Source organism: Vibrio sp. 99K-1 (genome assembly GCF_013114585.1).
Lineage (GTDB): Bacteria > Pseudomonadota > Gammaproteobacteria > Enterobacterales > Vibrionaceae > Vibrio > Vibrio chagasii_B.
Map to the genome: position 1 here is coordinate 25,871 of NZ_VTXF01000004.1, position 19,860 is coordinate 45,730.

General features: G+C 45.6%; 18 protein-coding genes. 12 read left to right on the top strand and 6 right to left on the bottom strand.

Annotated features, from left to right (window positions below; all coding sequences use genetic code 11):
• Window positions 1-95: 95 nt before the first annotated feature.
• The 3 genes from F0228_RS04180 to F0228_RS04190 all read left to right on the top strand — a co-directional run bounded on the left by F0228_RS04180 (window position 96) and on the right by F0228_RS04190 (window position 3,154).
• A complete protein-coding gene (locus F0228_RS04180; protein WP_171731278.1) occupies window positions 96-1,106 on the top strand; it encodes a Gfo/Idh/MocA family oxidoreductase in 1,011 nt (336 codons plus the stop codon).
• Between the two features lie 9 nt (window positions 1,107-1,115).
• Window positions 1,116-2,621 carry an SgrR family transcriptional regulator gene (locus F0228_RS04185; RefSeq protein ID WP_171731277.1) on the top strand — a complete coding sequence of 502 codons (1,506 nt, stop codon included), beginning with the start codon at window positions 1,116-1,118 and terminating at the stop codon, window positions 2,619-2,621.
• A 134-nt stretch (window positions 2,622-2,755) separates the two neighbouring features.
• The gene (locus F0228_RS04190; protein WP_105058525.1) at window positions 2,756-3,154 is read left to right on the top strand and encodes a DUF1090 domain-containing protein; all 399 of its coding nucleotides are present in this window, start codon (window positions 2,756-2,758) and stop codon (window positions 3,152-3,154) included.
• A gap of 104 nt (window positions 3,155-3,258) precedes the next feature.
• On the opposite strand, the gene F0228_RS04195 is transcribed toward F0228_RS04190, so the two are convergent.
• The 6 genes from F0228_RS04195 to F0228_RS04220 all read right to left on the bottom strand — a co-directional run bounded on the left by F0228_RS04195 (window position 3,259) and on the right by F0228_RS04220 (window position 9,630).
• Window positions 3,259-4,389, bottom strand: coding sequence for an HDOD domain-containing protein (locus F0228_RS04195; RefSeq protein ID WP_171731276.1), 1,131 nt, complete (start codon window positions 4,387-4,389; stop codon window positions 3,259-3,261).
• A gap of 231 nt (window positions 4,390-4,620) precedes the next feature.
• A complete protein-coding gene (locus F0228_RS04200; protein ID WP_061032040.1) occupies window positions 4,621-5,676 on the bottom strand; it encodes an alcohol dehydrogenase family protein in 1,056 nt (351 codons plus the stop codon).
• Complete coding sequence (locus F0228_RS04205; protein WP_116871198.1) at window positions 5,673-6,191, bottom strand: TetR/AcrR family transcriptional regulator; 519 nt, start codon at window positions 6,189-6,191, stop codon at window positions 5,673-5,675. The genes F0228_RS04200 and F0228_RS04205 overlap by 4 nt, the downstream gene beginning before the upstream one ends.
• A 169-nt stretch (window positions 6,192-6,360) precedes the next feature.
• The gene (gene uxuA, locus F0228_RS04210; protein ID WP_171731275.1) at window positions 6,361-7,548 is read right to left on the bottom strand and encodes a mannonate dehydratase; all 1,188 of its coding nucleotides are present in this window, start codon (window positions 7,546-7,548) and stop codon (window positions 6,361-6,363) included.
• Window positions 7,549-7,756: 208 nt separating this feature from the next.
• On the bottom strand, window positions 7,757-8,539 hold the full coding sequence (locus F0228_RS04215) for an FCD domain-containing protein (protein ID WP_048660902.1): 783 nt from the start codon (window positions 8,537-8,539) through the stop codon (window positions 7,757-7,759).
• A 107-nt stretch (window positions 8,540-8,646) separates the two neighbouring features.
• Complete coding sequence (locus F0228_RS04220) at window positions 8,647-9,630, bottom strand: TRAP transporter substrate-binding protein (RefSeq protein WP_060981131.1); 984 nt, start codon at window positions 9,628-9,630, stop codon at window positions 8,647-8,649.
• A 299-nt stretch (window positions 9,631-9,929) separates the two neighbouring features.
• Between F0228_RS04220 and F0228_RS04225 the strand changes: the two genes are divergently transcribed.
• The 9 genes from F0228_RS04225 to F0228_RS04265 all read left to right on the top strand — a co-directional run bounded on the left by F0228_RS04225 (window position 9,930) and on the right by F0228_RS04265 (window position 19,780).
• On the top strand, window positions 9,930-10,442 hold the full coding sequence (locus F0228_RS04225) for a TRAP transporter small permease (protein ID WP_048609952.1): 513 nt from the start codon (window positions 9,930-9,932) through the stop codon (window positions 10,440-10,442).
• A gap of 15 nt (window positions 10,443-10,457) precedes the next feature.
• A complete protein-coding gene (locus F0228_RS04230; RefSeq protein ID WP_171731273.1) occupies window positions 10,458-11,765 on the top strand; it encodes a TRAP transporter large permease subunit in 1,308 nt (435 codons plus the stop codon).
• Between the two features lie 96 nt (window positions 11,766-11,861).
• Window positions 11,862-13,325 carry a fructuronate reductase gene (locus F0228_RS04235; RefSeq protein WP_171731272.1) on the top strand — a complete coding sequence of 488 codons (1,464 nt, stop codon included), beginning with the start codon at window positions 11,862-11,864 and terminating at the stop codon, window positions 13,323-13,325.
• 12 nt (window positions 13,326-13,337) lie between these two features.
• Window positions 13,338-14,750: a glucuronate isomerase gene (gene uxaC / locus F0228_RS04240; protein WP_171731271.1), complete on the top strand. Its 1,413-nt coding sequence runs from the start codon at window positions 13,338-13,340 to the stop codon at window positions 14,748-14,750.
• 3 nt (window positions 14,751-14,753) lie between these two features.
• A complete protein-coding gene (locus F0228_RS04245; RefSeq protein WP_171731270.1) occupies window positions 14,754-15,746 on the top strand; it encodes a sugar kinase in 993 nt (330 codons plus the stop codon).
• 9 nt (window positions 15,747-15,755) lie between these two features.
• Window positions 15,756-16,382, top strand: coding sequence for a bifunctional 4-hydroxy-2-oxoglutarate aldolase/2-dehydro-3-deoxy-phosphogluconate aldolase (locus F0228_RS04250; RefSeq protein WP_171731269.1), 627 nt, complete (start codon window positions 15,756-15,758; stop codon window positions 16,380-16,382).
• A 129-nt stretch (window positions 16,383-16,511) separates the two neighbouring features.
• Window positions 16,512-17,015: a YgjV family protein gene (locus F0228_RS04255; RefSeq protein ID WP_171731268.1), complete on the top strand. Its 504-nt coding sequence runs from the start codon at window positions 16,512-16,514 to the stop codon at window positions 17,013-17,015.
• Window positions 17,016-17,287: 272 nt separating this feature from the next.
• Window positions 17,288-19,336, top strand: coding sequence for a glycoside hydrolase family 3 N-terminal domain-containing protein (locus F0228_RS04260; protein ID WP_171730231.1), 2,049 nt, complete (start codon window positions 17,288-17,290; stop codon window positions 19,334-19,336).
• A gap of 63 nt (window positions 19,337-19,399) precedes the next feature.
• Window positions 19,400-19,780, top strand: coding sequence for a hypothetical protein (locus tag F0228_RS04265; RefSeq protein ID WP_061032033.1), 381 nt, complete (start codon window positions 19,400-19,402; stop codon window positions 19,778-19,780).
• The last annotated feature ends 80 nt before the right edge of the window (window positions 19,781-19,860 follow it).

Consider the following 19,860-nt stretch of genomic DNA (forward strand, 5'->3'; position numbering starts at 1 on the left):
AATTACAAAAATAGAGAACAGATTGAAAGATCTGTTCTCTATTTGTTTGTAGCGTCTCTAAGTACACTGAGACAAAACAACGATTGGAGTAAATGATGAGTGACACGCAACGCAAGATTAAATGGGGCATAGCTGGATTAGGTAACATCGCTAACCGCTTTGCGACCGCACTCACCGAGCACTGCTCATTTGGCGAACTCTACGCGGTGTCAGCACGTGACCAATCAAGAGCGGCTCTGTTTGCTAATAAGTTTGATTGCGATAAAGCTTATGGATCTTATGAAGCCATGGCTCAAGATCCCGATGTTGAAGCGGTGTACATTGCCACGGTTCACCCTTATCACAAACCTCTAGCCAAGCTATTTCTCAGCCATAACAAGCACGTATTGGTAGAAAAACCAGCCTTTACCAACCTTGGTGATTGGTTAGAAATGAAAGCTCTGGCAGAGCAAAATGGCGTAATGTTGCTAGAAGCGATGAAGACCGTCGTGTTCCCAGCTTATCGCGAGCTTACAGCATTTTTAACCAGCAACCAGATTAAGCTTGATTCGATAGAAGCCAGCTTTGGTAATGAGCACGACTACGACCCAAACCTGTTTATCTTCAACCCGGATTTAGCCGGCGGAGCAACACTTGATGTTGGAGTGTATGGTCTGTGGTTCTTCTACGATTTATGTCGCACTCTTGGGATTACGCCTTCTATACCTCAAGTCGAAATGTCGAGCCTCTATGAAGGTTCAAATGTAGATACCGATTCGTGCTTCCAGTTCTCCGGAGAGATCAACGCGACAATATCGGCTTCGACGGTAAGAAACCTGCCACGCGCAGCGCGATTAACGGGCCCAGATATCACCATTACGATTAAAGAGAAGTGGTGGAACCCAGCCCATATAACGGTGGAGTACAAACAAGAAACCTTCACCATCGAGCACCCCGTCCAAGGTAATGGGTTCGAGTATCAAATCGAGCACTTCTCGCAACTTGTATTAGAAGGAAAACTTGAGTCTGATATCCTAAGCTCAAAGATAAGTGCACAGGTTCTTGAAACCATGGAAAAAGCGCTCGCTGATGCAGGCTACCAACACTTAACTCAACCTAACGTTTAGGAATTCGAATTGGGCAACCTAAAGCGCAAGCTTGAACTGTACGAAAAGATTTTTCAGGCTTTTGGGCCTGGAGTATCACGCTGCCAAGTCAGTCAAATCGCAACGCTTCTACATGTGAGTGAGCGTCACGTTCAAACCCTACTCAAAGCAATGACAGCGCAAGGCTGGATTGAGTGGCAAGCCAGTTCAGGACGCAATAAAAAGGCACAACTCACGTGTCTGATTGAACCGATGGAAGCGTGCTACCAATACGCACAAAGCCAAGCAGATTCAGGCAATATCGAACAGGTCTTTAATACCTTAAGCTTTAATGGACGCAATGCTGGTACAGAGCTGCAAGCCTTTCTAAATAGCGCTAGTCAATCGGCGCAGAGCGTCGCGTACATTCCCTTTCACCGTGAGCTCGAAGCGCTTCACCCTCAGCGTGTACTCAGACGTACCGAGCGTTTCTTAGTGATGCAGATTTGCCAGCGTCTCACCTCTGTACAGCAAGGCAAGTTATGTGGCGACTTGGCCTATCATTGGCAGCCCAATGAAGATGCAACGATCTGGCGTTTCCAAATGCGTGATGGTGTGCAATTCCACAACGGCCGAACACTGGAAGCTCAAGACATAGCACACAGTCTGACTTTGCTCTCTTCAAGCAAGTTATGGCATCGCTGCTATCAACATATTACTGAAGTCTCTGCGTCTTCAGGCAACATCATCACAATAAAACTCAGCAAGACGGATTGGCATCTACCCCGCTTGCTTGCCAGAGCCGAAGCATCGATTTTTGAACCTAATTCTGTCGAGAGGCTGGTCGGTTCTGGCCCATTCTCATTGGCGATCTTCTCAAACAAGATGCTCAGACTGAACCGCAATGATGCGTATTCAAGTCAGGTTCCGATCCTAAATCGAGTCGAATTATGGGTTTACCCAGAGTGGGCAGAGAGTAAAGCGTGTGCTCAAAATCAGGTGTGCGTAAAAATGCCTGAAAAGACACTCAAAGTTGGCGAATACAGCTGTACACATGCGCGAGTTCACGGCTCTACTTTTTTCAAAATTCAAAATCCAGAGTTGTCTTCTAGCAACCGAACATTCACCGTTGAAGACACCTCGGAATGCCAAGCTTTTTTCAAGCAATCTTCTGCGCCTGGTGAGACCAACCTCACCGTCGAGTATGGAGATTTTTCAACAATAAGAGACGCTGCCTTATGCAGCATTATCGATGAAAACCATTCATTCTCTTCTTGGTTAGGCTTCTTCACCCGTTTCCCTTTCGAAGATTTGTCACTACCCGTTGAAATGCTCGCAACCATCGAACAGGCTTTAACCTCAATTCAATGCGAACCAGACTTTGAGCAAGCCGCCAAAATGCTCTTGAAACTCAAATGCTGGCTATACAAGACTGAAGTTGTGGTCGAGCTTAAGCAAGAGGCATTCAATCTAGAAGTATCTGAAAAAATACGCGGAGCACGAGTAAATGGATTCGGTTGGTGTGACCTCGATAAGTTGTGGGTTAGCCATATTTGATTCTATCTTTAATAGAGATAAGTCATTCTACACATAGACTTACCTTTAACACTCCTCTGCCATAAGCAATGCGTGCGGGTGTTAAGTTACGATGAAACTAGGCTCAACCCTATAGAACCAGTAGAAGGTAAATCATGAATCGACACCTAAAAGGCTCAATACTGCTCCTCAGTGCATTTTCTTTTAGCAGTATGGCAAGCACGACCTGCAACTCACTTACTGGCTGTGAGAAAAAGTTCTGTGAGATCGAGCATCAAATCGAAAAAGCCAAGCAATACAACAATCAATACAAAGTCGACCGACTCACAACGGCATTAAAAGCGGCAAAAGAAAACTGTAGCAACGAAGGTTTGAAAGACGAGATTCTCGAGAAAATTGAATCTAACGAACAAGATTTAGCTGAATACCAAGCCGACTTAGAAAAAGCCAAACAAGACAACAGGTCGGACAAAATTAAAAAGTATCAGCGCAAGATAGAAAAAGAGCAGCGTAAAATTGACGACTTAAAGCAAGAACTGTCTGAAATCCCTTAAATCAAATTCGCACACATCGAAGCAGCTTCAATAAAAACATGGTCTTACTCATTCGTAAGACCATTCGCAAAAGACCGCTATAAACCAGCATCAACGCCAATGGCTTATCCAGCCAACGCCACCATAGACTCTTTATAGATGCGGTTGGCCACCTTGTAGGCGGCAGGTGACGTCAGCCTCTCCTTACATCGGCTCTTAAATTGCTCGATATCGATCGCCTGAGCATCCAATAAGTATGTCAGCTCACTCAACGAGTTAGCCTCAAACACGGCTTGGCCCAGTGGTGTACATGCGTAGCGGCTCGACTCTTGATAGCCAATAGCTGTCAGTACCGATTCCGGTAACTCCCAGAACTTAGCAATGGTATAGGTGAGGCGAATAGAGTAGCTATTAATCAAACGCTTCAAAGCCAATGAGTTAGGTGGCACAGAAGGGTCAACATGTTTGAAAGCCTCCACCATCATTTGGAAAATGATCATCTTACCTAGGTTACGGATCAGCCCAATAAAATAGGCGCTAGCCTGGTCTTCTTGAGACAGCGACTCTTTCATTAACTCCTTTGAAAAAGAAGCCGTTTGGATGCTGTGGTTCCAAATTTTCTCACCGAAATGGCGCCAATAAATATTGTTGCCCGGGGTAAAATTCTTCATGTACGAATTCACTACACCCTCTACCAAACCTTGCGAACCCATATTTAAGAATGCGGTTTTTAGATCGGTTACCTGTTTTTCACTACGTTTGTAGTATGCGCTGTTCGCTAGTTTAATCACATCGGCTGCCATGCTCGGCTCTCGCTCAATCACCCTTAGCAATGCCTCGACATCAAACTCGTCGCCCTGTAATTCACCCATTAATGTCGTGACAGAAGCAGGCATCACAGGCAATTCATTGAGAAGCGCTTTAGGAGAACGAATTAAACGTTCAACTTGGCTGGCCACAAAGTCGCTAAATGGATCAGATTCCGTTCGCAGACGTGACTCTCCAAACAGATAATCAAGAAATTCACCATCGTGAAGGCTTATCGTTTTATCGACAATGAGTGATGATGGCTGCGCAGACGAAGGCGGAACAAAGATTGAAGTGCGAGGAGTGGTTTGCTCTGCTTTATCGTTTTCTTGCTCAGAGGTGGTTTTTTGGGAGGTAGCTTGTTGAGAGGCACTTTTTGAACAATAACTTTGATTACTTTGATTAGCAACGAAAGGGGAAAATAGCGCCTGCAATACCCTTTTAAACATCAATACAGCTCCTAGATGAATACAACATAGACCGGGATATATAACGGCGGTGATTATCGCACAGACAACTCATAAACCATACAGTGATAAATGAATCATTAATCTTTTAGCTGTATAGGATCTGTTACCCAACAATTTGCTCAGCTCCTCGGTATTCGCCAGGAACAAAAAGAGCGAGCAAATAAAGCTTGCTCACTCTTCCATCAATCTAAATTGTGAAGCTGACTAAAACTAGCGCTCTGCTACTTCTAGTACGATCTTACCGACGTGTTTTTTCTTCAAAAATTCATCTTGTGCAGTATGAATTTCAGCCAACGGGAAAGATTCCGCAACAATCGCCTTAATCTGATGTTTCTCAATGCGGTTAACCAAGTTTTGGAATACTTGCGGTTCTAAAACTGTGCAACCAAAAAAGCTAAGGTCTTTCAGGTACAGAGTACGAACATCAAGCTCGACCATCGCACCACCAATCGCACCAGATACGGCATAACGGCCATGCGGTTTTAGAACTTCAAGAAACTCTGGCCACTTGTCACCGGCGACCAAATCAATCACAACGTTAACGCTGCTTTCACCCAAGACTGCGACCAAATCAGCATCACGAGCAATCACCTCATCAGCTCCCAATTCAAGTAGCTGTTGGTTCTTGCTTGGGCTAGTAATCGCAATCACGTAAGCACCGCGCGCTTTCGCCAATTGAATCGCCGCCGAGCCCACACCGCCCGATGCACCAGAGATAAGCACGCGATCACCTTCAGCCACATTCGCGCGAGTTAGCATGTTCTCTGCCGTTGAGTAAGAACATGGGAAAGATGCTAGTTCAACATCCGACATGGTGCTGTTCACCGCATAAGCGTGCTTCGCTGCAACTTTGGTGTATTCAGCGAACCCACCATCGCACTCAGAACCGAAATACCATGGCTGTGGCAGATCTCGTCCGTATACTTCTGTTAAACAAGGTTCGATAAGAACACGCTCACCAATACGGTCAGCAGAGACTTCATTACCGACTGCTACGATGAAACCACACACGTCAGCACCTTGGATACGAGGGAACTTCAAGGCTTCACCCGACCAACTTGCATCGTCTGAGTCATCGCTTTTTGAGTACCAGCCGATTCGTGTGTTGATATCGGTATTGTTAACGCCTGCTGCCATCACTTTGATCAGCACTTCATTAGGTTCGATTTGAGGAACCGCGATATCTTCGCGGTAGCCAAGCATTTCTGCTCCGCCGTGCCCCAACATCTCTATGCCTTTCATTGTTTTCGGTATTTCGAATTTCATCGTGTTTCCTCGAGTAATTTTGTAACCATATTCTGTGCTGATGCCACCGCTTCTTCGCCTAATACTGGCCACGCGCTTGATACGCCTTCATGAAGTAAAAACAGTGGTGTCGCGAGATCATCTCGCAGGCTCTGCTTGCCTATTAGCAAACGGACTTGTTCTTTATGCTGTGTAACCGCTTGGCTGATAAGCTCATTATCGGGAAACGCGGCCATCGCATTCATCGACATACACCCGTGCGGCGCATACTCTTCTAACCATTGATGGAGCTTGTTGAAGATATGAGTAACCGATTCGAGGCCCTTTTCAGGTGACGTTTCCAACAAGAAATCTAGGTAACGTTGGTGTCGATATTCCAAGGCACCAACGATCATCGCTTCTTTTGAAGGGAAGTGTTTATAAAGGGTTCTTAGGCTCACACCACACGCGGTTTTCAGCTGTGCAACGCTCGGTTCCGCAAAACCTTGTTGGCTGAACGCCACTTCAAGGCTTGCTGCAATCTGTTCTCTCAACATAGTGCTCTCTTAATACCCGACAACCGGTAGAATGATTGTTCTACATACAGAGTAGAACAACCATTCTACCCATGTCAATCATAGACACAATCTTCAAGAGGACCAGATACAAAAAAACCAGAACATAGGTTCTGGTTTTAACAGGGAATTTTATAGCTAGAATCAGTGGTTACTTAGTATAAAAAGCACGTTTCAATGCCATCTCTAAACCGCGTACTTCAGCCAAGCCTTTCAATCGACCAATTGCCGAGTAACCTGGGTTCGTGGTTTTCTTCAGGTCATCCAGCATTTGATGACCGTGGTCCGGACGCATTGGAATTAAGCGATGGTCACCCACCTCTGCACGACGATTCTCTTCATCCAAGATAGCCATTACAACGTTGTACATGTCCACATCACCATCTAGGTGCGCTGCTTCGTGGAATGTCATTGGGTTGCTCTCTTCACGCTTGGTAGAACGCAGGTGCGTAAAGTAGATTCGGTCACCGTGCTTTTTGATCATGTTAACCAGATCATTGTCGCCACGCACACCGTATGACCCGGTACACATCGTCAAACCATTCATTTTGCTCGGCACATGTTCGGTCAACCAATCAATGTCTTCGATCGTAGAAACGATACGAGGCAAGCCTAGAATTGGACGCGGTGGATCGTCTGGGTGAACCGCCATCTTCAAACCATTCGCATCACAGACTGGCATCAGCTCAGCGAGGAAGTAAGACATGTGCTCACGTAGCTTGTCTTTGTCGATTCCCGCATAGCGATCCAGCTGTGCTTGAAACGCTTCTAGTGTGTAACCTTCTTCAGCGCCTGGCAGGCCAGCGATGATGTTATTAGTCAGTCGCTGAATTTGCTCTGGCGTCATGTTGTTGAAGTAATCCAACGCTTGCGCTTGCTCTGACTCTGAATAGTCCGATTCTGCACCCGGGCGCTTCAAGATATGCAGCTCAAATGCCGCAAATGCGATTTGGTCAAAACGCAGTGCGCGAGAGCCATCAGGCATTTCAAATTCTAAGTCAGTACGTGTCCAGTCCAACACGGGCATGAAGTTATAACAAACCGTATCGATGCCACACTCAGCAAGGTTAGACAGAGTTTGCTTATAGTTATCAATCCACTGCTGGTAGTTGCCAGTTTGAGTTTTGATCTCTTCGTGCACAGGCACGCTTTCTACAACCGACCACGTTAAACCTTTCTCTTCGATAATGGCTTTACGCTTAAGGATTTCTTCTTTTGTCCAAACTTCACCATTTGGAATATGGTGCAGTGCATTCACAATACCAGTTGCGCCCGCTTGACGAATATCGTCTAGCGAAACTTGATCATTAGGGCCGTACCAACGCCACGTTTGTTCCATGAGACTTACCTTTCTTTAAGACGCACTTAGCCGGCTCGAATTAATCAAGCTAAATGCAATAACGACTTCTTAATGGCAGCAATGACAATTACTGCCCGAGATAGCACCGGTCTACGCCGGTCTAAAGACGATTACCTATTAATAACCTAGTGAATGAACCAGCTTCCAAAAGGAGTTTTGTCGCTGAATTCAACGTTAGCTTTCAGGACTAACTTTCCGTGCTAAGTAGCACCACTGGGTTAGAACTAAATAAGTAACCATCAAAGTTTGGGTCATCAATGTCTGACAACGCTAACAAACGCTGTTTAACATTCTCAAGGTGTTGCCACATTGCGTTCTTAGCAGCGACAGGGTCTTTGCGCTGTAAGGCGGCGAGGATACGAGCGTGATCATCTAACCATTCTTCACGGTAATCTTGACCACTGATGTGAGAGTGGAGTTTATTCCACATTGGACTCTTTTCGCGTCTATCCCAGGATTGTTTCAGCATATCTACCAGCACAGAGTTTTGAGTGGCCTCTGCAATACACATGTGAAATCTTTCATCTCCGCTGCAATCGGTGGTGCCGCTTGCAAGCTCTTCGCGCTCGAGTTCGAGTGCAGAGCGCATCTTAATGATGTCGCCCGGAGTGACCTGAGTTGCCGCAAACTCCGCGATATTACTTTCCAGTAATTGGCGGGCCTGCAGCATCTCGAATGGACCAGCGTCATCGCTGACCACATTCTCGCGAGAATGAGTTGGAATGTTCAGGACATAAACACCCGACCCTTTTTTCACCTCAACTAAGTTTTCTAACTCCAGCATGATGATTGCTTCACGCACTACCGTGCGACTGACGTCTAAACGTTCAGCAATATCGCGTTCTGGTGGCAACCTATCTCCGACCTTATACAGACCTTCAATCAGTTCTCTTCTTAGTACTAACCCTATCTCCTGATAAGGTCTTTTCGGCTCGAAAGGCATCATGATGATATTGTCGCTTCTTTCCATTGTATTTCTCTCGCCATCATAATGACCAAATATAATTGGTCAACCTCTATATCCTAAAATGCAGTAACACCTTGTTTTTGTATTACTATTTTTTCTATATTTGCTAGTTATTCAACAGACTGAATACGGTCAATAAGAGCACTCAACTCTGGATTCGTTTTCTCTAGATCGTCATACATTGGTTGTACCGCGAGTGCGAATGCAGCCTTGTCTGGCTCCACAAAAGTAACGCCCATTTTCTCAGCTTTAGCACGCTCTTTTGCTTCCGATTCAGCCCATAGTTTTTTCATCAATTCAGATGAATCACTTGCCGCTTTCATTAGCGCATCTTGTTGTTCTGTAGTCAGTTTATCGTATGCTTTGGTTGAGATAACCAACACATCCGGAACCATCGTATGCTCATCTAAGCTGAAGTATTTAGACACTTCACTGTGACGGCTCAAGCTGAAAGAAGGAATGTTATTTTCAGCCGCATCCACTACACCTTGCTGCAGTGCTGTGTACAACTCACCGTAAGCTAGTGGCGTTGGGTTACCGCCTAACGCTTTCACCATCGCAATTGCTGATGGGCTTGGTTGAACACGAACTTTCAAACCTTTCAGATCTTCTGGTGTGTTAATTGGCTTGTTGGTATAGAAGCTACGCGCACCAGCGTCGTAGTAAGTCACACCAATAAAGCCGCTATCACGAGAAGAGTTAAGAATGTCACGGCCTACTTCACCATCCGTCACACTGTAGTAGTGCGCTTGATCGCGGAATAAGTAAGGCATGTTGAATGATGAATAAGCAGGAGAAAAAGCTTCTAGCTCAGCAGCATTACTTTTCACCATATCTAAAGCGCCGTTCTGCATCAGCTCCATAGATTCACGCTGTGTACCCAATTGAGCATCAGGGTAAATACGAATACGCACCTCACCATCCGTCAATTCACGTACTTCTTTCGCCATAAACGTCATCGCTTCATGTACTGCATGGTCACGAGGGTGGTTATGGCTCAGTTTCAATGTTGTCGCTGCATAAGCAGAAGCTGTTGCTCCAAAAGTGAAAGCAGCACCGACAACCGCACTAATCAAAGTTTTACGCGTCATCATCATTCTTATTCTCCGTGGATTGGTTATCCAAAATGTAGGGTGTTTTTTGTTATGGGCTCATATTGGGGCTCAAAAAAGGAACCGTCAAAGCTGAAATTAAAATTGATTGACCAATATCACAATAAAAACCCATAAATTGGTCAACCAAAATCATTTGTGAAGTTGCTCACGCCAACCAAAAAATGAATAGCTTATGATTCAGCCAGATTTTTGAACATCCCATCCCTACATAGAAACAATTTCTTACATTGGTAAACCAATTGTTATGAGATACGCAATTTTGTTGAAAGGAAATAAACATGAATAAATTGGTCAGTTACATAAATAGAGGGTTGGCCGCCTTTACAGTGTCTCTATCGTCTTTCTTAGTACTGTGTGTGATATGGCAGGTTTTATCCCGCTATGTTATTGGCAAACCAAGTACTGTTACCGACGAGCTCGCGCGTTATCTCTTTATGTGGGTAGCCTTAATTGGTGCTGCTTACACTACGGGTCTGAAACGCCACCTTGCCATCGACCTGCTTACGATGAAGCTGACTGGCAAACGCAAATTAATCAACGAAATCGTTATCCAAATAGCCATCGCTTCTTTCTCTTATATCGTTCTGGTACACGGTGGAAGCCAACTTGCTGCTAAAACGCTTGCGATGGGACAGCTGACTCCCGCTCTAGGTTTAGAAATGGGCTACATCTACTTCTGCTTACCGATTAGTGGCGCTTTGATGATTTTTTACTCCGTCGTATTTACCTACGAACGCGTTAAACAATTAATGTCAGGTGACGATTTGATCACCGACTCACAACTTGATTGATAGAAGGATTTCACAATGGAATGGCAAGTAATACTGACCTTATTCGGTAGTTTCGCTGTACTGCTTACAATCGGTGTACCGGTCTCTTTTGCGATTGGTTTATCGTCACTGGCAACCATCTTAATGAGCTTACCGCTTGAGCCTGCAATCGCTGTAGTTGCTCAACGTATGGCCGCTGGCCTTGATAACTTTGCTCTACTGGCAATCCCGTTCTTCATTTTGGCGGGCAACATCATGAACCAAGGCGGCATAGCACTGCGTTTGATCAACTTTGCAAAAGTGTTGGGTGGCCGTCTACCGGGTTCATTGGCACACGTAAACGTGATGGCAAACATGATGTTTGGTTCTATCTCAGGCTCAGCGGTTGCATCGGCGGCTGCAGTTGGTGGCACCATGTCTCCTCTGCAAAAGAAAGATGGCTACGATGAAAACTTCTCTGCTGCGGTAAACATTACTTCGTGTCCTACTGGTCTATTGATTCCGCCAAGTAACACGCTGATCGTTTTTTCGTTGGTTTCTGGTGGTACTTCAATTGCGGCGCTGTTCTTAGCGGGCTACATCCCAGGTATCTTGATGGGATTAAGTATCATGATTGTGGCGGGTATCATCGCGAAACGTCGCGGTTACCCAGTGGCAGCGCGTCCTTCATTAACAATGGTTTGGGATACCTTCCTAAAAGCGGCACCTTCTTTAGCACTGATCGGCATCATCATGGGCGGCATCATTGGCGGTATCTTTACTGCAACTGAGGCTTCCGCAATTGCTGTGGTATACACGTTTGTTTTAGCTGTGCTTGTCTACCGTGAAGTGAAATGGCGTGATATCCCAAAGATCATCCTTGAGTCTGCAGTAACAACGTCTATCGTTCTATTACTTGTTGGGGCATCAATGGGCATGTCTTGGGCAATGGCGAACGCCGATGTGCCTTACATGATTGCTGATGCATTACTGGCGGTTTCTGATAACCCGCTAATGATTCTATTGATCATCAACATCATTCTGCTGATTGTGGGTATCTTCATGGATATGACACCAGCGGTACTGATCTTCACACCAATCTTCTTACCAATCGCGCTAGACCTAGGCATCGACCCTGTGCACTTCGGCATCATGATGACTTTCAACCTTGCTATCGGTATCTGTACGCCGCCAGTGGGTAGTGCTCTATTCATCGGTTGTTCGGTTGCCAACATTGCCATCGACAAAGTCATCAAACCTTTGCTGCCATTCTATGCAGCACTGATTGCAGCCTTGATGGCCGTTACTTTTATCCCTGAGCTGAGCTTGTTCCTACCTGAATTAGTACTGGGCTACGGTTCGTAATTTGGTCACAGATACATTCTAGGACTGCTAAACACTCAAACGTATAATCAAATAATAAAATCCCGTTGGTTCGCTGGCGGGAAAAGGAACTGAATAATGAAGACTGTTGCTAACTCTACGCTGCCAAACACTGTATTACGACCTGACTACGACCGTTCTGCACTCCAAAGCCGTATTGTGCACCTAGGTTTTGGTGCCTTTCATCGTGCGCACCAAGCGCTATTCACCAATGAAATGCTCAGCAAAACCAATACTGATTGGGGCATTTGTGAGATAAACCTATTCGGCGGCGAAGACCTAATTGAATCACTTCGCGCGCAAGACCACCTTTACACCGTAGCTGAAAAAGGCGCTGAATCCACAGACGTTAAAGTGGTCGGCTCAGTGACAGAATCTCTTCATCCAAGCTTAGACGGCATTAAAACCGTATTAGAAAAAATGGCAGAGCCTCAAGTCGCTATCGTGTCTATGACCATCACAGAAAAAGGCTACTGCGCTGACCCTGCGACCGGAAAACTCGACAAAAATAACCCATTAGTCATCGCAGACCTAGCTAACCCAACTCAACCGAAATCTGCGCTTGGCTATATTGTCCAAGCCCTAAAAGTTCGCCGCGAACGTGGCTTAACACCATTCACGGTGATGTCTTGCGACAACGTGCAAGAGAACGGTCATGTAGCAAAAGCAGCGATCATTGAGTTTGCTCAACTGCTTGACCCAGAATTACGTGATTGGATTGAAACTAATGTCACCTTCCCATGCACTATGGTTGACCGCATCGTACCTGCAGCAACAGAAGAAACACTGACAGAAATTGCAGAACTGCTTGGTTGTGAAGACCCATGTGCTATCGCCTGTGAACCCTTCCGCCAATGGGTGATTGAAGATAACTTTGTGGCAGGTCGTCCAGATTGGAATGTCGCTGGCGCAGAGTTCGTCGAAGATGTAGTGCCTTACGAAGAAATGAAACTGCGCATGCTCAATGGCAGTCACTCTTTCCTTGCTTACCTTGGATACCTTGGTGGCTACGACCATATTTCCGACACCATGACAGATGCAGGCTACCGAAAAGCCGCTTTTGACATGATGATGAAATCACAAGCACCTTCGTTAACGATGCCTGAAGGGACTGATTTAGAAGGTTACGCAAGCTTGCTGATCAACCGTTTCACTAACCCAAGCTTGAAGCATAAGACCTGGCAGATTGCGATGGATGGCAGCCAGAAGATCCCTCAACGTATGGGTGGCAGCTTGCAATTCCATTTAGAGCAAGGCTCAGATTTCTCGTGGCTTGCAACCGCTATCGCTGGCTGGATGCGTTATGTATCTGGCGTGGACGAGCAAGGTAATGAGATTGATGTTCGCGATCCAATGGCGGATACACTTCGCCAAATCTGCGACCAGCATGGGCTCAATGTATCTGTGGTTCCGGCATTGCTTGCGGTTGAAGCGATTTTCCCTGCTGAGCTAGGCCAAAACCCGCAGGTCATTGATGCAGTAAGTTCTGCGTATCAATCACTAATTGAACACGGTGCCGTTGTGACCGTGGCTGCGTTATAAGGAGTACAAGCAATGAAAAATTTCTTATGTGAAGACTTTTTGCTGTCGAATGAGACTGCACGCCGTTTGTACCACGAACACGCAAGCCACCAGCCGATTTATGACTATCACTGCCACCTAAACCCGGCAGAAGTGGCTCAAGATCGTCAGTTCGAAAACATGTCTAAGATTTGGCTTGAAGGTGACCACTACAAATGGCGTGGTATGCGTTCAGCAGGGATTAATGAGCGTCTGATTACTGGAGGCGCAAGCGATTATGATAAGTTCATGGCATGGGCTAGAACCGTCCCTCAAACCTTGGGCAACCCACTTTACCACTGGACTCATTTAGAACTACGCCGCCCATTTGGTATTACTGGCACTCTCTTTGGTCCAGAAACCGCAGACCAAATTTGGCACCAATGCAACGAGCTATTAGCAACACCAGAATTTAGTGCTCGCGGCATCATGAAGCAAATGAATGTGGTGATGGCAGGTACGACAGACGATCCAATTGATTCTCTTGAACACCATAAAGCGATCGCTCAAGACAGTTCATTTGATGTGAAGGTTCTACCAAGCTGGCGCCCAGATAAAGCGTTCAAAATTGAACTTGATGGCTTTGCTGATTACCTACAAAAATTAAGCATGGTTGCTGACGTTGAGATCACTCGCTTCCATCATCTCTTGAGTGCTTTAGACAGCCGCCTAACGCATTTCAACGACCATGGTTGCCGTGCAGCAGACCACGGTATTGAAGTGGTTCGCTACGCACCTATTCCATCAGAATCGGATTTGGATGCCCTGTTAGCTCGACGCCTCAATGGCGAAACACTCACCGATCTAGAATGTGCACAGTTTTCAACAGCGGTTCAAGTGTGGTTAGGCAAGCGCTACGCCGCAATGGGTTGGGTAATGCAGCTTCACATTGGTGCTCAGCGCAATAACAACACGCGTATGTTCCAACTGTTAGGCGCAGATGCGGGGTTTGATTCGATTAGCGATAAGACATTTGCCTTCGAATTGGCGCATCTGTTGGACGAAATGGATCAAAGCAATGAATTACCTCGCACCATCCTTTACTGCTTAAACCCTCGCGATAACGAGATGATGGCAACTATGATTGGTAACTTCCAAGGTGGCGGCATCGCGGGCAAAGTTCAGTTTGGTTCTGGTTGGTGGTTCAACGATCAGAAGGACGGCATGCAACGCCAAATGGAGCAGCTATCTCAGCTTGGTCTGTTTAGCCAGTTTGTCGGCATGCTGACTGACTCTCGCAGCTTCTTGTCGTACACACGCCACGAATACTTCCGCCGAATTCTGTGTGACATGCTTGGTCGTTGGGCTGAAAACGGCGAGGTGCCAAACGACATGTCACTGCTTGGCCCTATGGTCGAGGACATCTGCTTTGGTAACGCAAAACGCTACTTCGAAGAGAGGGCGTAACCCATGAAACATATCGCCATTATTGGTGAGTGCATGATCGAGCTGAACGGTAAACCGTTCGGCTCAATGCATCAAACGTTTGGCGGAGACACGCTCAATGCTGCGGTCTATTTAAGCCGGGGCTGCGAGGCCAACCTCAATCAAGATGACATCAAAGTGTCCTACGTCACGGCTTTGGGCGTAGACCCGATTAGCAAGGGAATGTTAGAACGCTGGCAACAAGAAGGGGTGTCAACTGACCTAGTTCTGCAAGACAGCCAACGTACTCCAGGTCTGTACCTAATTCAGCTTGATGACGCAGGTGAACGTACCTTTCTGTATTGGAGAAACCAATCAGCTGCACGCTACCTGCTGCAGCACCCAGATTTCAATCAGATAAAACAGACACTGCGCAATGTCGATATGATCTTTCTCAGCGGTATCACATTAGCGATTCTGCCTGAGCAAGATCGTATCGAGCTATTGAACATCTTGGTTGAGTTGAAGATACAAGGCGTTGAGATCGCCTTCGACAGTAACTTCCGCCCTGCACTTTGGCCACAGGACGAAAACCAAACCGTCAAAAACAGCTACCAAGCCATGTATACATTGACGGATTTAGCATTGGTGACATTCGATGATGAACAGTTAATTTGGGGAGATAGCTCTCCAGAACAAACTATTGAGCGTCTAACTGCACTGGGTGTTAAGCGATGCATCGTTAAACTGGGTCCCAATGGTTGTCTCATTCAAGATGCCATCACTCAAAGTGACATAAATCCAGATTCTGGTACCGCTTCGGCTCCACGGGCGGTGCCGACCCTACCTGTTGAGCACGTCGTTGATACGACCTCAGCAGGAGACTCATTCAATGGCGGATTTTTATCTGCTTACCTTGCGGGCGAAGACTTAACAAAGTCATGCCAGCGCGGTAATGCCATGGCAGGCGTCGTTATCCAACATCGTGGTGCCATTATTGCAAAAGAACTAACTCAAGCGGCCATCACAGCCATTTAAGGAATACCAATGTCTAACATCAAACAACAACTAAAAACACTGAAAGTTATCCCTGTGATCGCTATCGACAACGCTGAAGACATCATCCCCTTGGGTAAAGTGTTGGCTGAAAATGGCTTACCGGCAGCAGAAATTACGTTCCGTTCTGAGGCTGCAGTTGAAGCTATTCGTCTACTTCGTAAATCACAACCAGATATGTTGATCGGCGCTGGCACTGTGCTCAATCGTGAGCAAGCTATCGCCGCTAAAGAAGCGGGCGCAACGTTCGTCGTTTCTCCAGGATTTAACCCAAACACGGTAAGAGCCTGCCAAGAGATTGGTATTGATATCATTCCTGGGGTCAACAACCCGAGCACAGTAGAAGCCGCTCTAGAAATGGGATTAACCACATTGAAATTCTTCCCAGCGGAAGCATCAGGTGGCATCAACATGGTTAAGTCACTTCTTGCGCCTTACACGGATATTGAGATCATGCCAACAGGTGGTATTAATCCAAACAATATTAAAGACTACCTAGCGATACCTCGCGTACTCGCATGTGGTGGTACTTGGATGGTGGATAAGAAGCTGATTGAAGAAGGCAATTGGGAAGAGCTGGCTCATTTGACTCGTGAAGCCGTTAAGTTAGTCAATTAACCCTAATGCAATAGCAACTCTAACGTTATATCTAGCCCTCCTTTTGGAGGGTTATTTTATGGTTGAGCATTATTCTCTCAAAGTTAATATTTGATCGTGCTCGATAGCATCTAAAAATAAAGGCTAAATATGGAAAACTGGATAACACAAGGAGTTGGCGGCCTGGCTTTTTGTATCGGTGTAATGGCCTTTTGGCAAAAAGATGATATGCGTTTTCGCTATCAAATGATGATATTTTGTTTTGTCATGAGTATTCATTTCATATTAATGGGTGCAATAGTAGCCGCTATAGGTGTCATTATTAATGCTATTCGAAGCTACGTATCGATAAAAACTCAATCACGCAAAGTGATGTGGTTCTTTATCGTATTAATGTGGTGTATGACTTTGCCCAACATGAACCATTTCTTTGAGTTTATTACGGTTGTTGGTTCATCCGTTGCGACATGGGCACTCTTTTCAAGACAAGGAATCGCCTTGAGATCATTGATCTTATTCAATTCCTTCTGTTGGGCTAGCCATAACATTTGGATTGGTTCGATTGGCGGGTCCTTTGTCGAAATCACCTTTATTGTCACCAACATGGTCACTATCTATCGTTTACATCAGCGCAGATTGTTAACTATAAAATAGGCAATATATTTTTTATTCTAGATTTAAAATATGGAAGTAATACATCACTAATTAAATTGGAAATTAATTGGATATCAAAAAATTAAATCTAGTTAAGTTTACGTTATTTAAACGTCGTCAATATATTTCCAATACTAAATTGAATTAAATCACCAATTAAATTTATATGGTGATCCAAATCTTTAGTTTGATTTATTTTGGTTAACCAATAATCCGTAAATTATTAAAATTGGTCATGTACTTATTATTATACTAACAATAGGATCGTGACCATGAAGCGTCTTACCCTGACACCTATAGCAATCGCGTTGCTTCTTGCAGGATGCAACTCATCTGATAGCGACAATAACTTCCAACAACCCCAAGTTCACTCTCGTGTTCATGATGTATTGAACGTTGAAGGTTACCAATTCCGAGATTCTAACGGCAATGGAACACTTGAACCCTTTGAAGACTGGCGATTATCTCCAGAAGAGCGAGCAGCAGACTTGGTTAGCCGAATGACGCTAGATGAGAAAGCCGGCATGATGCTCATTGACACCTTAAACTCGTCTGAAGGTGGGCTTGTTAGCAGCACAGGGCAAGACATGATTGCCGATGCCCAAATGACACGTTTTATCTTCCGTAACAGCGTAGTTGAAACCCCAACTAACACTCCTGATTGTGATGCTGGACGTTCAGGTTGTCAGATAACCCCAACAGAAGCTGCCCAGTTCATGAATAGCGTTCAAGAACTGCGTGAACAGACGCGAATGGGTATCCCCGCTCTATTCAAATCCAATGCCCGTAACCATATTGATCCATCAGCAAAAGCAGGGATCAACGTTTCTTCAGGAGCATTTTCTGCTTGGCCTAAAGAGGCAGGTTTAGCGGCAACTCGCGACATGGATTTGATCACTGAATTTGCTGGCATCATGAATGAAGAATGGTCTTCAATTGGCCTGCGGAGTATGTACGGATACATGATGGATTTGGCGACAGAACCTCGCTGGTATCGAGTACACGAAACCTTTACCGAAGATGCAGATTTAGCATCTGACATTATGCGTTCACTGATCAAAGGGTTGCAGGATGGCGGTGAGATTAACGAAGACAGTATCGCGCTAACCATCAAACACTTCCCTGGCGGCGGTCCACAAGAAAACGGTGGTGACCCACACTATGACTTTGGTAAGAACCAAGTCTATCCAAAGAACAATTTTGATTACCACCTAAAACCGTTTATTGCCGCGATTGAGGCTGGCGCTTCTTCAATAATGCCTTACTACGGCATCCCTGTAGATCAAAAGTGGATGCCAAACGATGTTGGTATGTCCTTTTCAAAAGGCATTGTCACTGACCTGCTCAGAGACGAATTGGGCTACACAGGTAACGTGAACTCAGATACCGGCATTATTGGCGAGCGCGCATGGGGTGTAGAACACAAAACGATTGATGAGCAAGTTGCAATGGCGGTCGAGGCTGGAGTCGATGTGCTTTCAGGTTTCCATGATAAAGAAGTCATCGTGAAACTGGTCGAAAAGGATCTGATCACCGAAGAGCGTGTCGACCTATCAGTAACACGCTTACTTGAAGAACAATTCAAGCTTGGCCTTTTCGAAAACACTTACGTTGACGAGAAAAAAGCCCAAGAGATTTTAGGCAATGAGAAGTACCAAGAACGCGCTGATTACGCACAGAAAAAGTCTGTCGTCTTACTTCAAAATACCAATAAGACTTTACCTTTAGCTGAATCAACCGCACAAGCTCCTGTTGCTCTGTATGTCATGGGAATGGACGAAAACATTGCTGGAGACGACAAGTACAACTTTGCCGTGACTTCCGGTGATTACGAAGCGGGAGAAACGCGTCCACCAGTACCAGCCGATACGGACTATGCGGTTATTCGTGTTCGCGTATCCAACGAAGGTTCAGATCCTGACCTTATCTTTGGTGGTGCGAACCCAGATGAACTCGATATTCTTGCATTCAGTGAAATGGCTACAGCGGCATCTTGGCATATTGAACCAAGCCTAAGCGACATCAAAGCCGTTATGAACGAAGTGGGTGCTGACAAAACGGTCTTGTCCATCAACTTTAGACAACCCTTCGTGCTAGACGATCAAAGTAATCTTAAGCAAGCCGGTGCCGTGATAGCCACATTTGGAGTCTCGGACAGCAACCTCATGGAAGTGCTTTCAGGCAACTTTGCTCCTCAAGGAAAACTGCCATTTGCTTTAGCAAACAGCGCCCAAGCGATTCAAAACCAAGACTCAGATTATCCTGGGTATGATCAAGCCGACACCCTTTACCCGTTCGGACATGGTTTAAGTTACGAATAATATTTGAGCTAATTCAGGCAGTGTGAGCACTGCCTTTCCTTCTTAGATACCAAGGACAAAGTCATGGAACATATCTTACAACTGAGTTGGGATGACAACGCTATTCCACATAAAATCTGGATAGAACAATACTACGATGGGTGTCGTATCTGCTTGAAAGTCGTCAAAGACGTTGAGCCAGAAATGCTCTCACTGATTGTGCCAAATATTGATGTGCAAACCACTCATAAGGCGTGGCAAGGCAAAGCGACGAACATTACACCAGCCTATGATGACGGCGTGTTGTTCACTCAAACTCGCTCGCTATTCAATCTACCTCACGGCTGTGTGATCTGGGCGGTAACACATATCCAGATGCAAAACGGCTTAAAAATGTCAGCAGACAAATTGTGCTTCGTACCAAAATACAGCAATCAAGATTCTTGTTTTAAGGTTCCGGCATAACGCGACAAAGCATTCGTTCAAAACCACAAAATCGAGACCAAAAAAAAGGCCAACGCTCATACTCTGGCCTTTCTTTTATC

Excerpts from the sequence above, each read along its gene's own strand:
- uxaC (WP_171731271.1), top strand. The coding sequence starts at position 13,338 with ATGAAAAATTTCTTATGTGAAGACTTTTTGCTGTCGAATGAGACTGCA.
- F0228_RS04235 (WP_171731272.1), top strand. The coding sequence starts at position 11,862 with ATGAAGACTGTTGCTAACTCTACGCTGCCAAACACTGTATTACGACCT.
- F0228_RS04265 (WP_061032033.1), top strand. The coding sequence starts at position 19,400 with ATGGAACATATCTTACAACTGAGTTGGGATGACAACGCTATTCCACAT.
- F0228_RS04180 (WP_171731278.1), top strand. The coding sequence starts at position 96 with ATGAGTGACACGCAACGCAAGATTAAATGGGGCATAGCTGGATTAGGT.
- F0228_RS04225 (WP_048609952.1), top strand. The coding sequence starts at position 9,930 with ATGAATAAATTGGTCAGTTACATAAATAGAGGGTTGGCCGCCTTTACA.
- uxuA (WP_171731275.1), bottom strand. The coding sequence starts at position 7,548 with ATGGAACAAACGTGGCGTTGGTACGGCCCTAATGATCAAGTTTCGCTA.
- F0228_RS04220 (WP_060981131.1), bottom strand. The coding sequence starts at position 9,630 with ATGATGACGCGTAAAACTTTGATTAGTGCGGTTGTCGGTGCTGCTTTC.
- F0228_RS04200 (WP_061032040.1), bottom strand. The coding sequence starts at position 5,676 with ATGAAATTCGAAATACCGAAAACAATGAAAGGCATAGAGATGTTGGGG.
- F0228_RS04250 (WP_171731269.1), top strand. The coding sequence starts at position 15,756 with ATGTCTAACATCAAACAACAACTAAAAACACTGAAAGTTATCCCTGTG.
- F0228_RS04190 (WP_105058525.1), top strand. The coding sequence starts at position 2,756 with ATGAATCGACACCTAAAAGGCTCAATACTGCTCCTCAGTGCATTTTCT.
- F0228_RS04230 (WP_171731273.1), top strand. The coding sequence starts at position 10,458 with ATGGAATGGCAAGTAATACTGACCTTATTCGGTAGTTTCGCTGTACTG.
- F0228_RS04245 (WP_171731270.1), top strand. The coding sequence starts at position 14,754 with ATGAAACATATCGCCATTATTGGTGAGTGCATGATCGAGCTGAACGGT.
- F0228_RS04205 (WP_116871198.1), bottom strand. The coding sequence starts at position 6,191 with ATGTTGAGAGAACAGATTGCAGCAAGCCTTGAAGTGGCGTTCAGCCAA.
- F0228_RS04255 (WP_171731268.1), top strand. The coding sequence starts at position 16,512 with ATGGAAAACTGGATAACACAAGGAGTTGGCGGCCTGGCTTTTTGTATC.
- F0228_RS04260 (WP_171730231.1), top strand. The coding sequence starts at position 17,288 with ATGAAGCGTCTTACCCTGACACCTATAGCAATCGCGTTGCTTCTTGCA.
- F0228_RS04195 (WP_171731276.1), bottom strand. The coding sequence starts at position 4,389 with ATGTTTAAAAGGGTATTGCAGGCGCTATTTTCCCCTTTCGTTGCTAAT.
- F0228_RS04215 (WP_048660902.1), bottom strand. The coding sequence starts at position 8,539 with ATGGAAAGAAGCGACAATATCATCATGATGCCTTTCGAGCCGAAAAGA.